The 12,694-nt window shown below is 37.2% G+C and carries 14 protein-coding genes; 5 read left to right on the plus strand and 9 right to left on the minus strand.

The window, feature by feature from the left end; genetic code table 11:
• Positions 1-101: 101 nt before the first annotated feature.
• From RTK36_RS15615 to RTK36_RS15625, 3 genes are read right to left on the minus strand one after another with little or no spacing between them, the layout of a single operon-like run.
• Positions 102-275, minus strand: coding sequence for a transcriptional regulator (locus RTK36_RS15615; protein ID WP_312048158.1), 174 nt, complete (start codon positions 273-275; stop codon positions 102-104).
• Positions 272-1,099, minus strand: a complete 828-nt coding sequence (locus RTK36_RS15620) for an antA/AntB antirepressor family protein (RefSeq protein WP_312048159.1) — start codon at positions 1,097-1,099, stop codon at positions 272-274. Before RTK36_RS15620 ends, RTK36_RS15615 begins: the two co-directional genes overlap by 4 nt.
• A gap of 2 nt (positions 1,100-1,101) precedes the next feature.
• Complete coding sequence (locus tag RTK36_RS15625; protein ID WP_312048160.1) at positions 1,102-1,314, minus strand: helix-turn-helix domain-containing protein; 213 nt, start codon at positions 1,312-1,314, stop codon at positions 1,102-1,104.
• Positions 1,315-1,539: 225 nt separating this feature from the next.
• On the opposite strand from RTK36_RS15625, the gene RTK36_RS15630 reads away from it, so the two are divergent.
• The 3 genes from RTK36_RS15630 to RTK36_RS15640 all read left to right on the plus strand — a co-directional run bounded on the left by RTK36_RS15630 (position 1,540) and on the right by RTK36_RS15640 (position 3,598).
• Positions 1,540-1,977, plus strand: coding sequence for a helix-turn-helix domain-containing protein (locus RTK36_RS15630; RefSeq protein WP_312048161.1), 438 nt, complete (start codon positions 1,540-1,542; stop codon positions 1,975-1,977).
• 8 nt (positions 1,978-1,985) lie between these two features.
• Positions 1,986-2,417, plus strand: coding sequence for an ImmA/IrrE family metallo-endopeptidase (locus RTK36_RS15635; protein ID WP_312048162.1), 432 nt, complete (start codon positions 1,986-1,988; stop codon positions 2,415-2,417).
• Positions 2,418-2,545: 128 nt separating this feature from the next.
• Complete coding sequence (locus RTK36_RS15640) at positions 2,546-3,598, plus strand: tyrosine-type recombinase/integrase (protein WP_312048163.1); 1,053 nt, start codon at positions 2,546-2,548, stop codon at positions 3,596-3,598.
• Between the two features lie 74 nt (positions 3,599-3,672).
• Here RTK36_RS15640 and RTK36_RS15645 read toward each other — a convergent pair whose 3' ends face one another.
• Positions 3,673-5,352, minus strand: a complete 1,680-nt coding sequence (locus RTK36_RS15645) for a DAK2 domain-containing protein (RefSeq protein ID WP_312048164.1) — start codon at positions 5,350-5,352, stop codon at positions 3,673-3,675.
• A 19-nt stretch (positions 5,353-5,371) separates the two neighbouring features.
• Positions 5,372-5,728, minus strand: coding sequence for an Asp23/Gls24 family envelope stress response protein (locus tag RTK36_RS15650; RefSeq protein WP_066052200.1), 357 nt, complete (start codon positions 5,726-5,728; stop codon positions 5,372-5,374).
• Positions 5,729-6,141: 413 nt separating this feature from the next.
• On the opposite strand from RTK36_RS15650, the gene ablB reads away from it, so the two are divergent.
• On the plus strand, positions 6,142-6,987 hold the full coding sequence (gene ablB / locus RTK36_RS15655) for a putative beta-lysine N-acetyltransferase (protein WP_312048165.1): 846 nt from the start codon (positions 6,142-6,144) through the stop codon (positions 6,985-6,987).
• 47 nt (positions 6,988-7,034) lie between these two features.
• Positions 7,035-8,369, plus strand: coding sequence for a lysine 2,3-aminomutase (ablA, locus tag RTK36_RS15660; protein WP_312048166.1), 1,335 nt, complete (start codon positions 7,035-7,037; stop codon positions 8,367-8,369).
• Between the two features lie 298 nt (positions 8,370-8,667).
• Here ablA and RTK36_RS15665 read toward each other — a convergent pair whose 3' ends face one another.
• From RTK36_RS15665 to RTK36_RS15680, 4 genes are read right to left on the minus strand one after another with little or no spacing between them, the layout of a single operon-like run.
• Positions 8,668-9,942: a TRAP transporter large permease gene (locus RTK36_RS15665; protein ID WP_312048167.1), complete on the minus strand. Its 1,275-nt coding sequence runs from the start codon at positions 9,940-9,942 to the stop codon at positions 8,668-8,670.
• Positions 9,939-10,448, minus strand: coding sequence for a TRAP transporter small permease (locus RTK36_RS15670; protein ID WP_312048168.1), 510 nt, complete (start codon positions 10,446-10,448; stop codon positions 9,939-9,941). The genes RTK36_RS15665 and RTK36_RS15670 overlap by 4 nt, the downstream gene beginning before the upstream one ends.
• A 30-nt stretch (positions 10,449-10,478) precedes the next feature.
• Complete coding sequence (locus RTK36_RS15675; protein ID WP_312048169.1) at positions 10,479-11,516, minus strand: TRAP transporter substrate-binding protein; 1,038 nt, start codon at positions 11,514-11,516, stop codon at positions 10,479-10,481.
• A gap of 43 nt (positions 11,517-11,559) precedes the next feature.
• Complete coding sequence (locus RTK36_RS15680) at positions 11,560-12,306, minus strand: SDR family NAD(P)-dependent oxidoreductase (RefSeq protein WP_312048170.1); 747 nt, start codon at positions 12,304-12,306, stop codon at positions 11,560-11,562.
• Positions 12,307-12,694: the final 388 nt, after the last annotated feature.

The raw sequence follows: 12,694 nt of genomic DNA on the forward strand, positions 1-12,694 counted from the left end.
CCCTCTCCGCTTTTCATGCTTCATATGGCGTTCATTCTTGCGTCTGTCAGCGTTGCGGTATATGGGGTCATTATGTATATTTTGCACGCTTGTCCACCTCCCTAACAGATATTAAATCTTTCCTCAAAATATTTCTTTGGGATACGTCCTCGCATAGTCATAAATCCTTTTTTGGCAAGCTCGGCATTCAATTCCCGCATAATTAAGTACGCTTTGCTTTCGCTACATTTTAGGCACTCCATAACATCCTTAAACGTGTAGTATTTGTTATTCATAGAATCCCTCTCTCAACTTCTATGTATGAAATTTTAAATTCCTTACTGCCATTAGATACTATTAATGGATACCCATTATGCTTAAGCCAATCTTCAATCTGCCGCAAAACTGGCTCTCTATATTGATTAGAAATGTCCGTATGTCCATTTTTTGAAAAGCTGGTTGTTTTTGCGATATCACTTTCGGTTATATTCAATTTGCTCATGATGGCACCGATTGCCTGAGCATGTGGTTTACCCGATGCGGAATATACACCTAGAATTTCAGCCATCTCCGTTTGTTCATATAGCTTTTCCTGTTCAACCCTGATCATCGGAACGTTAATTCCTACAGGTGCATACATATCTTTCAGAAAATAAGTTCGCTGAGCCGGATCTACGCCAGCCGCAACCAACTGTGGCAAGATAATTTTTGCGGCGTTATTTACAGAGGCTAGCTTTCTCTGACTCTTGGAAGAAGCTTCTTTTTGCAGTACCCTTTCTTTAGTTACAATTTCCTTTAGCTTGTCCTCCACAGCGATAAAATAAAATCTTGCTTCTTCACCCCTTTTGTTTTGACAACCCATGGCTAATTTCTTAGCAAATGAGGCTGTGAGTCTGTAGTCAACGGTTTTGTTACCCTCGACATAGATGTCGAACCCCTCAAAATCAATTCCTTCTTCTGCAAAGGTATTCTCTAAAATGTTTGTTTTGCACCATCTTGAAAATTGTCCCTTTGCCAACTCTAAGAACTCATAAAGCTTTCTTGCTGTAGTTCTTCCCTCACTATCTACTTGCAAAGCGATTTCGATAGGCGTTTTTGTTTCTTTCACTAACCCGTTCATAGTTACCCCCTATTTTTGTCCGGCGTGGCTTGATCATCCTGTACAACAATGCGATTATCAGCGAGAAACTTGTTTAAATCACTCTCACTAATTCGCACGGTTTTCGTGCCACCGATCTTGACCGCCCCTATTTTCCCTTTGCGAATCCACTCGCTTACCGTGTCTCTCGATACCTTGAACATGTCTCCAATTTCCGAAACGGTATAAAATCTCATATTTTCACCTCGTTTTCTTGTTATTTTGCGTGTTTTCTATTGATTTAACCTGTTTTTCGTGTTATTATTAGCTTGTCAAGGTTATTAACAACACGATTTTGCAATTACCTGCACTGTTTTGACTAGGTTTTCTTGCTATATCTGTATTATAGCATTGTTTCCGTGTTAGTCAACAGTTTTTAGCTAGGTTTTATTGCTATTCGCATTTTTTGTGAGGTGTGACTAATGGATACAAGGGAACGAATATTAAAACTTATGGAAAATAACCATATTACTAAATACAGATTGGCTAAAGAGATAAATGTGAGCAGCGGAATTATTAGCGACTGGGCCAATGGGAAAAGCACATCCTACACCAAATACCTAGATAAAATTGCAAATTACTTTGGTGTAACAGTGGATTATTTATTAACAGGAAAAGAACCGGAAATAATAGACAGCGGTGTCTTAACCCCCAAGGATAAAAAAGACATAGCTAAGGATATGGAAAGAATAAGAGAGAAATTAATGAACAAAGAAGATGGTCCCGCAAGTTTTGATGGCGAAAATATATCAGATGAAAGCGCGGATTTGCTCCTTGCTCAAATCGAATCTATGCTAGGAACCATTAAACTTATTAACAAGGAGAAGTATAACCCTAATAAGAACAAGAAGAAAAAGTAGGTGACGCCTTGAAGAGAGATGTAAAAGAAACTGCAGAGTGGTACATAAGTAAATTTGAGACGAAGAACCCATTTCGTATTGCAAAAGGGTTGGGCGTACTTGTAAAAACAGCAGGTTTAGGTGATTATTCGGGCTGTTACATGTACCTCAACCGCCACAAGTGTATTTTTCTCAATGACAATCTTAACGAAAGCGAAAGGCGTCTTGTTATGGCACACGAACTAGGGCATGCCATCCTACATAAAGACCAAAATTGTTATTTCATCAGGAACAAAACATATTTATTATGTTCCAGAATTGAAAGGGAAGCTAATTTATTTGCCGTAAATCTACTGATTAGTGATGATGAGTTGAAAGAATATGAATCATGCTCCCTAGACCAATTGTCAATGATTTTTGAATTGGATCGTAAATTGATAGAACTGAGATTAGGAAAATAAAAAAGCCCCTCCTGCGCCAACAGGAAGGACTTAAATGCAGCGGTCTTAAAACCACTTTCAGACAAGAAAAGTATACCATAAGACCGCCTTATTTGCTATACCCAAAATACAAAAGGAGGTCTATTTTTATGCCTGTTTATAAGGATGAAAAACGTAATTCATGGTTTTGCACATTTTATTATAAAGATTGGCAAGGAAACCGAAAAAAGAAAAAGAAAGAAGGTTTTAAGCTTAAGAGAGAAGCCCAGGACTATGAAAGGGATTTTATAAAGCAGCAAGCTGGTACCTGTGATATGACATTTAAGTCCTTATGCGATATATATAAAGAAGACTGTAAAACTCGACTTAAGCCGACAACGTATTCAAATAAAGAAAATATGATCGACAATTTGGTACTACCTTTTTTTGAAAACATCCCTATTAATCAGATAACACCTACACATATTAGACAATGGCAGAACAATATTATTGATAAACAATACACCCAAACATACATGAAAACAGTTAATGCGCAGCTCTCAGCAATTCTAAATTACGCAGTGAAATATTACGGACTCCCTCAGAATCCCGTCCGGATCTGTGGCAACATAGGAAAAATGCAGTCTGATAAATTAAATTTTTGGACGTTGGATGAATATAAGGCATTTATATCTAAAGTTGAAAAAAAACATTTTAGAACGGCTTACGAATTACTTTTCTGGACTGGTATGCGTTCCGGAGAAATGTTTGCCCTTACTTTAAGAGACTTTAATATGAAAAATTTAACTGTAACAATCAATAAAAACTATGCTCGGCATAACGGAAATGATTTAATTTTAACCCCCAAAACTGATAGCAGTAAACGTGAAATCTATATACATCAACACATTGCCGATTCTATCACTGAATATACCGAACGTAAATATGACATAAGCCCTGATGATCGGCTATTTGATTTTTCTAAACAAATACTAGCTTACAATATGAAAAAGGTTTGTAAATTGGCTAATGTAAAACAAATCAGATTGCACGATTTAAGGCATTCACATGCATCTCTTTTGATTGAACTGGGATATTCACCACTCCTTATTTCTGAAAGACTGGGGCATGAAAATATTGAAACCACTTTAAAAGTGTACTCACATCTATATCCAAATAAACAAAGGGATTTAGTTGATGAATTACAAAAACTTTGCAATTAGTACGTTTCTAGTACGATACGTAAAAAATAAGACCGCAAAAGCCTATAATTTCAGGCTTTACGGTCTTTTTCATTTTATTCAACTGAAATGATGTAAAAATATAGAGGTTGTGCTCCACTCTGAATCTCAACTTCACAGTCAGGATAGCTTTCCGTAATAAAATCTGCAATTTTCTGGGCATCTTCAGCTGTTACATCGGTGCCATAGTAAATGCTTACCATTTCATTTTCATCTGTAATGGTCTGTTTCAGCACCTCTTTTGTTCCTTCAGCAACATCCTTTGCCACAACAACAATTTCATCATTCAACATTCCCAGAATATCACCTTCAGCAATTTCTTTATCACCAAAGCTGGTATCCCTAACTGCATAAGTAACCGAAACCGTTGAAACAGCCTGAATAGCCTCTTTCATTGCTTCTGTCATTTCTTCCGCCCCAAGACCTTCAGCGTTACAGAACATTGCACTAATTCCTTCTGGCACAGATCTCGTGGGAACCACAAAAAGCTTTTTATTTTCACATAGATCCACAGCCTGTTCTGCGGCCAAAATAATATTTTTGTTATTTGGAAGTATAATGATATTCTCTGCATTAATTTGGTCAACTGCATTCAAAATATCTTCCGTACTGGGGTTCATTGTCTGTCCCCCCTCAATAATCATATCCACACCTAAGTTTCTAAAAATGTCGGATAGTCCTGTCCCTGCGGAAATAGAAACAAACCCAATGTCCTTTTTCAGATGTTGTGGTTTTTTGTCTTTTTGCTTATTTTCTGCCGCTACCACAGAAGAAGATGAGCTTGTGTTAAAATCAATGTGATTTGTATGCTGCTCCCGCATATTTTCTATCTTCAAACCGCTCAAACTGCCAATAGACAATGCCTTTTCCAAAGCTAAGCCGGGATGATCAGTATGAACGTGAATTTTAATAACTTCTTCATCATTTACACATACAATAGAGTCTCCAATGGTTCCTAAATAATTCTTCAACATCTGAACGGTGGCATCATCTGCCTCATGGATATTAATAAAAAATTCTGTACAATAGCCAAAGGTGATATCCACATTATCAACGGATGCCAATGCACCAAAGTCTACCGCCTCTGACTTTGTGGGTTCCGCAATAGAAATAGGACCATCCTCATTGATATATTTCAGGGCACCCTCTAAGATATAGAGTAAACCACGTCCACCTGCATCTACCACACCTGCCTGCTTTAATACAGAAAGCATTTCTGGTGTCTTTGCCAACACCTCGTGTCCATATGCAATAATTCCTTTGATAAACTCCTCAATATCATCTGTTTCCAATGCCAATTTTGCTCCTGCTTCCGCACAGGCTCTGGCAACGGTTAAAATAGTCCCCTCTTTTGGCTTCATAACAGCCTTATATGCAGTTAAAACTCCTTTGTCTAAAGCCAAAGCCAAGTCAGTTACACAAGCCTCTTCCAATCCTTCCAATCCCTTGGAAAAACCACGAAACAACTGAGAGGTAATTACACCGGAATTTCCTCTTGCCCCTCTCAATGCACCATTTGCAGCCAGCTTCGAAACTTCATCCACCCTTAATGAGTTGCTCTTTTCCGACTCTCTTGCTGCCGCCAAAACGGTAAGAGACATATTTGTTCCAGTATCCCCATCAGGCACAGGGAAAACGTTCATCGCGTCAACAAGCTGCTTGTTTGCTGTTAATTCGTTTGCCCCGGCGATAATCAATCTGCTTAAGCGCAGGCCATTCAACTTCAAAATACTCACCGATCGTTCCTCCTCATACTCAGTTGTCGACTCTGACACCGTCAACAAAGATATTCACATCTTCCACCTTAAGCCCTGCATATTCCTCAACAGAATATTTTACTGTGCTAATGATATTGTCTGCGATCGCTGAAATATTGGTGCCGTATTCTACAATAATGTGCAAATCCAAACTAACCTTATTTTGATCCACACTCATTTTTATGCCCTTTGTTAAGCTTTCCAGCTTCAAAAGCTGAACCAAGCCGTCTTTCATGTTTTTTGCTGCCATCCCCACAATGCCATAGCACTCTATCGCCGCATAACCTGCAATTCTTGCAATTACCTCATGGTCGATGCTAATTACACCGTATTGATTTTCTAATCTTGCTGCCATATTAACCAGCCTCCTATCTTAATCCATGAAAATCAGGGATTTTTTATTCGATTGCATAGTTAGTAGTATTATACCACTCTTTTTTTATTTTTCAAAGGAATATTTAAAAACTTCCGCCCAACATTATTATGCTCTTTCTACATCGCAAAAACCCTTCATTTCATAGAAAAGGCTATATCCAGGGATACACAACTACTTTTCAATATTCATTTTATCGTTTTTTTTACTCCATAGGGGAAAAAGAAGCTTAAAAATCAGTACCTCTTACCTGCTGTCATGATACTTGTTTAAACAATTAAAATACATAAAATGTAAAAAATTTATGAGAGATTACTTATTTTTCTTGCAACTGACAACTTATTATGTTAAAATAAGTTGTCAGTTGCAAGTGAGCAGAAGTTAAGGAGGCTAAAATGCACGATATAATGACTAAAATTAATAACTCAACCATACAGCACGGACTCCGTAATAATAGAATATATCTGATGCATTTAAATAAAAAAGATGTGCCTGAAATAATATTTGAATTAGATGATCTGGCAAAAAAGAACAGCTATACAAAAATATTTGCTAAAATTCCTTATTCCTCTTTAAGAGCTTTTTTGAAAAATGGATTTGGCATTGAAGCCACAATACCACATTTTTTTCAAGGGAAAGAAGATTGTATTTTTGCTTCAAAATATTTCGATGTGAAACGAAGCTGTACTAATAATGCTGATTTGAATAAAAAAGTTTTAGAAAATGCATTCATGAAAGTTAAATTACCTCTTGAGGGAGAAAACGTTTTTTTGGACAATGCCTTTTTATTTAGAAAATCAGTTCCTGGGGATGCATTGCAAATGACAAAGTTATACTCACAGGTTTTTGATTCCTATCCCTTTCCAATCTTTGATCCCCAATATATAAAACAAACAATGATTAGCAATGTAATCTACTTTGGCATCTGGAAAGAAAGTGAACTCATTGCCCTTTCCTCCTGTGAAATGGATTTAGAAAATAAAAATGTTGAAATGACAGATTTTGCAGTTCATCCAGAGTATAGAGGCTACAATTTTTCTTATTTTTTACTAACACAAATGAACAAAGAAATGCAAAAACTCCAGTTCAAAACAGCATATACCATTGCCCGATCCATTTCATATGGCATGAATGCTACTTTTGCAAAAAGCGGGTATACTTTTTCTGGAACACTAGTGAATAATACCCAAATTGGTGGAAAAATTGAGGATATGAATGTGTGGTATAAATCCTTGCAATAAAATAAATGAATCTTATATGAAAAACTATTATATAAAGGAGGAATTTGATGAATCGTGAAGCAACAGTTAAGCATATTAATTTGGATTTCAAAAGTAACTTGTTAGGAACAGACAACGAAAGATCAGACCAATCATTCTTAAACAGAAAAAAGTTTTTTCCTAATGTTAGTACCAGGGATTGGAATGATTGGAAATGGCAAATGAGAAACAGGATAGAAACTGTTGATGACTTAAGCATGCATATTGAACTTACTCCTGAAGAAGCCATGGGTATTAAAAAATGCCTTGGTACACTAAGAATGGCAATTACTCCGTACTACCTTTCTTTGATTGACATAAATAACCCCCATGATCCTATTAGAAAACAAGCAATTCCAACAACCTCCGAGCTTGAATTGTCAAGTGGAGATTGCTCAGATCCTCTCCATGAAGAGGAAGATTCACCAGTTCCCGGACTTACACATAGATATCCTGATAGAGTTCTTCTTTTGGTTACCGACAAGTGTGCAATGTATTGCAGACATTGCACACGAAGAAGATTTGCAGGACAATCAGATCATTCCCTTCCAATGGAACAAATACAAAAAGCAATTGATTATATTGCTAGAACTCCCGTAATAAGAGATGTTCTTATTTCAGGGGGAGACCCACTGTTGTTGTCTGATCAAAAACTGGAACAAATTATCAAACGTTTGCGGGCTATTCCCCATGTGGAAATAATTAGAATTGGAAGTAGAGTTCCTGTTGTTATGCCCCAAAGAATCACACCAGAACTGGTTGAAATGCTGAAAAAATATCATCCGCTTTGGTTAAATACTCATTTTAACCACCCAAATGAAATCACGGTAGAATCCAAAAAAGCATGTGAGCTACTTGCCAATGCCGGAATTCCTTTAGGTAACCAAACAGTTCTTTTGAGAGGTGTAAATGACTGCATCTATATAATGAAAAAATTAATGCACGAACTTGTTAAAATAAGGGTTAGACCATATTATATTTACCAATGCGACCTTTCCATGGGAATAAAGCATTTCAGAACAAAAGTTTCAAAGGGAATTGAAATCATAGAAGGTTTAAGAGGACATACTTCTGGCTTTGCCGTACCCACTTTTGTTATCGATGCTCCTGGCGGAGGCGGTAAAATTCCGGTTATGCCCAATTACTTGATTTCAACAGCGGAAAACAAAGTAATCCTTAGAAATTTCGAGGGCGTCATCACAACCTATCAAGAACCAGAAGATTACGTTTCCGAATGCAACTGCAAAGACTGCTCCGAAAAAAAGAATACTAAACAAGTTGGATTGTTGAAACTAATTTACAATAATAAGATATCACTTGAACCTTCAGGTTTAATTAGAAATTTGAGAAAAAAAAATAGATAACATCATGGTGTATAACGTGAAAATCAGCGTTTGGAAGAAAAAAAGTAAACGGTCTTCTATGATAAGAATATCATGGTAGGCCTTTTATTATGTAAGAAAAAGAGCCCTTATCACTGCCCCCGAAAATTATGTTGTTTTGAAGTTTCCTAAAACTTCGTTTCAGCTTTACTGATAAAATTCATTTCTTAAAATTGATGGTCTATTTAGGATATAACGCCGAGCAAAACCCCTCTTCGGAATAAAGAGGGGTTTTGGGAAGGGGTAAATCTATATTGAATAATGAGATTATCTGATTGCTTTATTTTAGAAGGCTTGGTAGCCAAAGGGTAAACTGAGGTACAAAAGTAACAAGCATGAGTACCACAATGGAGACCAGCAGCATTGGTAAAATTGAGCGTAACGTTTCAACAAAGCTCGCTTTAGCAATTTGGTTTGTCATCAACAAGCAAATACCTACCGGCGGTGTCACTAAACCAATACATAGATTGAAACTCATAATAATACCAAACTGCAAAGGATCAATTCCGAAAGCAGAAAGCAAGGGCATTAATATTGGTGTCATCATAATAATCGCGGCATTTGCCTCCATCAGCATACCTATTATCAAGAACAGTAGATTCAAAAGCAACAGGATTACAACTTTGCTTGAAGTTATAGCAGTAAATCCTTCCAACACCTGTTGTGGTAAACCAGAGGTTGTCACAATATAGCTAGAAGCTTTGGAAAGTCCAACCAACATCAAAATTGTGGATGTAGCAATTGCACCCTCAACAAATACAGTAAAAAGCTCCTTAAATTCCATGTCCTTGTAAATAAAAAGGCTTACCATTAAGGAATATACAACAGCAACTGCAGCTGATTCCGTTGGCGTAAAAATACCACCAAATATACCACCCAGAATAATCAAAGGCATTAATAATGCCCAAATTCCATCTTTAAAGGTACTTACAATTTCTTTTGGTTTCTTTTTGGGATGCGCTGGCAAATTATGCTTTATACCATAGAATAGAGCATAAGCAATCAACCCACCTGCCAAAAGTGCCCCGGGTATTACGGAACCAACAAAAAGTTTTGAAACTGACAAGTCTGTTATGCTGGCATATACAATCAACGTAATTGAGGGGGGAATAATAGGTCCTAAAATGGCTGCAATTCCAGCGACTGCTGCCGCAAAGTGAGAAGGATATCCTTCTTCTTTCATAGCTGGAATCGTGGTTCCACCAACTGCCGACGCTGTGGCAACCCCCGAACCAGAAATAGCACCAAATAGAGCAGAAGATAAAACCGTAACAACTGCCAGAGATCCTTTAATCCAACCAATTAAAGCGTTTGAAACATCAATCAGCTTTCCTGTAATGCTGCGTGACATTATGTTTCCTGCCAGCATGAAAAAAGGAATAGCCAATAAAGAACTGGAATTCATACCAGCAAACAGCTTTTGTGGCAGAACAATTAACGGCATATCCGCAACATTTAAGGCAACCAGCGTACCAATTCCTAATGCCAAATAGATTGGAATACCTAAGAATGATAAACCAAGCAATGCGAGAATAACAATGAAACCAGCATTCATTTACCCCTCACCTCCTTTTCATCCAACCCACGAATCTGGAAAATATTATGAAATATTACTTCCAGAGAAGTCAAAATCATAAGTACTGCACCAATTGGCATACATGCATATGGGATAGACATTGATATTTTCAGCCCTGCAGAAATATTATTTGCTGCAGTTTGGCATAATGTTAGGGAATAGTTAAATAGAAATCCTAAAAACACAATGCCTGCTATTGTTGCGACAATAGTAAATATGTATTTTACCTTTGGCTTCAACAGATTGATCAAAAAATCCACCTGCAAATGGCTATTTCTTCTTGTTGCAATGGCTGCTGCAATCATTACATCATAGATAAATAGATACCTTGCTAGTTCCTCACTCCATGAATTGGCAGCAGAGAAGCAATATCTTAATATTACCTGGTAAGTCATTACAATAACCATAATTGCTACAGTGATGCCTAAAAAATATTTTTCCAATGTTTCCAGCTTATCCAGAAACTTCGAGTAAGCCTTAATCAATCAAATCACCTCATTTTTCTTTTGTACAGATTATTTCCCAGTATCCATCCCCTTGATTTTACTTACCCAATCCTCCAAATAAGGAAAATTCTTCTCAGCAAAGCCATCAAAATAAGCAGAAAATTCATTTGTATCTACTTCAATCACTGTGCATCCCATGTCTTTTAATGATTTTTCAGCATCCTCACTTGCGGCAAGTTGCTTTTCACTGATTTCCTTACTTGCATAGTTTGCTGCTTCCTCCACTGCCGCTTGTATATCCTCAGGCAGGCTTTCGAAATATGTCTTGTCCATAATGATTACGTTGCAACTATATACATGGTTTGTTTTGATCCAATATTTACATACTTCCTGTACTGCATAGTTCATAGAATCAACCATAGGATTTTCTTGGCCTTCAACGGTTCCTTGTTGTAAAGCAGTATACGTTTCACCCATTGGCAACGGTGTTGGTGTTGCGTCTAGCCACTGCCATGTTTTCAAGTAAACTTCAAGATTGGGTGCTCTCAGTTTAAACCCTTTGAAGTCTTCAATTTTTGACATTTCTTTTGTTGCAGTTACAATTCTGGGTCCTCTGTATGTACCACCAAACAAGCTGAAGCCAGCCGCGTCGCCAATTGTTGTTTTCATTTCCCGTCCAAGGTCGCTGTTCCAAACTTTCATAAAGTGGTCATAACCACTATACATATAAGGCATGGCATCAATATTTGCCAAATTGGAGAATGTTGAAAGCGTTCCTACGGATTCACATAGAATATCTGCAACTCCATAGCTCATGCCTTCCAATACTTCTGAAGTCGTACCAAGGCTTGCGCCACCGTACAATTGAACGTTGACCCTACCGTCTGTTAACTCTTTAATTTTATCAGCAAAAACTGCAGCTGTATCATAGGCATTGTCTCCCCCTGTGGAATTTAGTGCCATCTTCCATGAATAAGTTGCTCCTTCATCGCTGGTTGCAGGGGCATTCTTATCTTCGCCACTGCTTGAACTGCCACCACCACATCCCGCCAAACAGGATACTGCGACTGCTGCTGCCATTAAACTTGCAAAAAAACGTTTCTTCATACTCTCTCCTCCTTATATTTAGATAACTATGATGAGCTACATATCAGCCATCCATTGTTAACCCACCATCCACGTCACTTATTTCACCAGTTACAAAACTAGAAAGATCTGATAAATAAAACAAAATTACATTAGCAACTTCCTTAGGAGCAGCTCCGCGGTTCATGGGAATGGTGCTTAATACTCGCGCTTTTTTTTCCTCACTCAGTATTGATGTCATAGGTGTAATGGTGTAACTTGGACATACTCCGTTACAAGCAACGCCAAATAATGCTCCCTCTCTAGCTATTGCCTTTGTCAGCCCAATAACGCCTGCCTTTGATGCTGCATAAGCACTTGTTCCTAATAATCCACCGCCTCTTTTGGCAGCAACAGATGCAACGTTTACAATTCTGCCATAGTTTTTTGCTTTCATTGATGGAAATAAAACACTAATTGTGGCATATACACTAGTAAGGTTAATAGCCACCACCTTATCCCACTCTTCCTGGGTCACCTCCTCAAAGGGGACTGTACTGACAATTCCTGCATTATTTGCTAAACCGTGTATCTGCCCAAAGTCCGTTAGAATTTGGGTAAATACCTCCTTGGTTTCTTGATGATCTTGAAGATTTACTTTGTAGCAAGAAACACTATTTTCACCGAGTCTCTGGCGTATCTCTTCTGCCTTTTCCAAGTTCATATCAACGACAATTGCATGCCCTCTCCCCTCTACAATACCTTCTGTAATTGCCTTACCTATGCCACTTGCACCACCTGTAACAATAATATTTTTCCCAGTAAAATCCATTTTCCAACCTCCAATCCATATTGCGTTTTGAACACTTAACATTTTATCATGTACGCAAATATAATCTATTTGAATTCAATTTATTGTTAAGATAAACCTATCATTAAAAAAACTTGATGTCAATAAAATTTGAATACATTTTATACTTTCGTCAGTATGCTATTTTTTCAAAATTTCAATTTCGTAAGTATGTATAATAAATAAATAAAACTCACTTTGTATTTTTGAACATTTTTTTATATTTTTTGAATTCAAACTATTTTAATAGAATAGTTCTATATTTTTACCAATTAAAACTATTCTAAATTCAAGTGATCTTATGGAAATAAAAAATAGCCCTCAGATGCATTTCTGCTTCTGATAGGCTATAATAAGTCATTTTTAATTG

This window comes from Anaerotignum sp., from assembly GCF_031981185.1.
In the GTDB taxonomy this organism is placed as follows: Bacteria; Bacillota; Clostridia; order Lachnospirales; family Anaerotignaceae; genus Chakrabartyella.

What these genes read in the sequence shown, in the direction of transcription:
- RTK36_RS15615 (WP_312048158.1), bottom strand. Translation starts at nt 275, where the DNA reads ATGAATAACAAATACTACACGTTTAAGGATGTTATGGAGTGCCTAAAA.
- RTK36_RS15630 (WP_312048161.1), top strand. Translation starts at nt 1,540, where the DNA reads ATGGATACAAGGGAACGAATATTAAAACTTATGGAAAATAACCATATT.
- RTK36_RS15675 (WP_312048169.1), bottom strand. Translation starts at nt 11,516, where the DNA reads ATGAAGAAACGTTTTTTTGCAAGTTTAATGGCAGCAGCAGTCGCAGTA.
- RTK36_RS15625 (WP_312048160.1), bottom strand. Translation starts at nt 1,314, where the DNA reads ATGAGATTTTATACCGTTTCGGAAATTGGAGACATGTTCAAGGTATCG.
- RTK36_RS15650 (WP_066052200.1), bottom strand. Translation starts at nt 5,728, where the DNA reads ATGGCAGCAAGATTAGAAAATCAATACGGTGTAATTAGCATCGACCAT.
- RTK36_RS15620 (WP_312048159.1), bottom strand. Translation starts at nt 1,099, where the DNA reads ATGAACGGGTTAGTGAAAGAAACAAAAACGCCTATCGAAATCGCTTTG.
- ablA (WP_312048166.1), top strand. Translation starts at nt 7,035, where the DNA reads ATGAATCGTGAAGCAACAGTTAAGCATATTAATTTGGATTTCAAAAGT.
- RTK36_RS15680 (WP_312048170.1), bottom strand. Translation starts at nt 12,306, where the DNA reads ATGGATTTTACTGGGAAAAATATTATTGTTACAGGTGGTGCAAGTGGC.
- ablB (WP_312048165.1), top strand. Translation starts at nt 6,142, where the DNA reads ATGCACGATATAATGACTAAAATTAATAACTCAACCATACAGCACGGA.
- RTK36_RS15640 (WP_312048163.1), top strand. Translation starts at nt 2,546, where the DNA reads ATGCCTGTTTATAAGGATGAAAAACGTAATTCATGGTTTTGCACATTT.
- RTK36_RS15665 (WP_312048167.1), bottom strand. Translation starts at nt 9,942, where the DNA reads ATGAATGCTGGTTTCATTGTTATTCTCGCATTGCTTGGTTTATCATTC.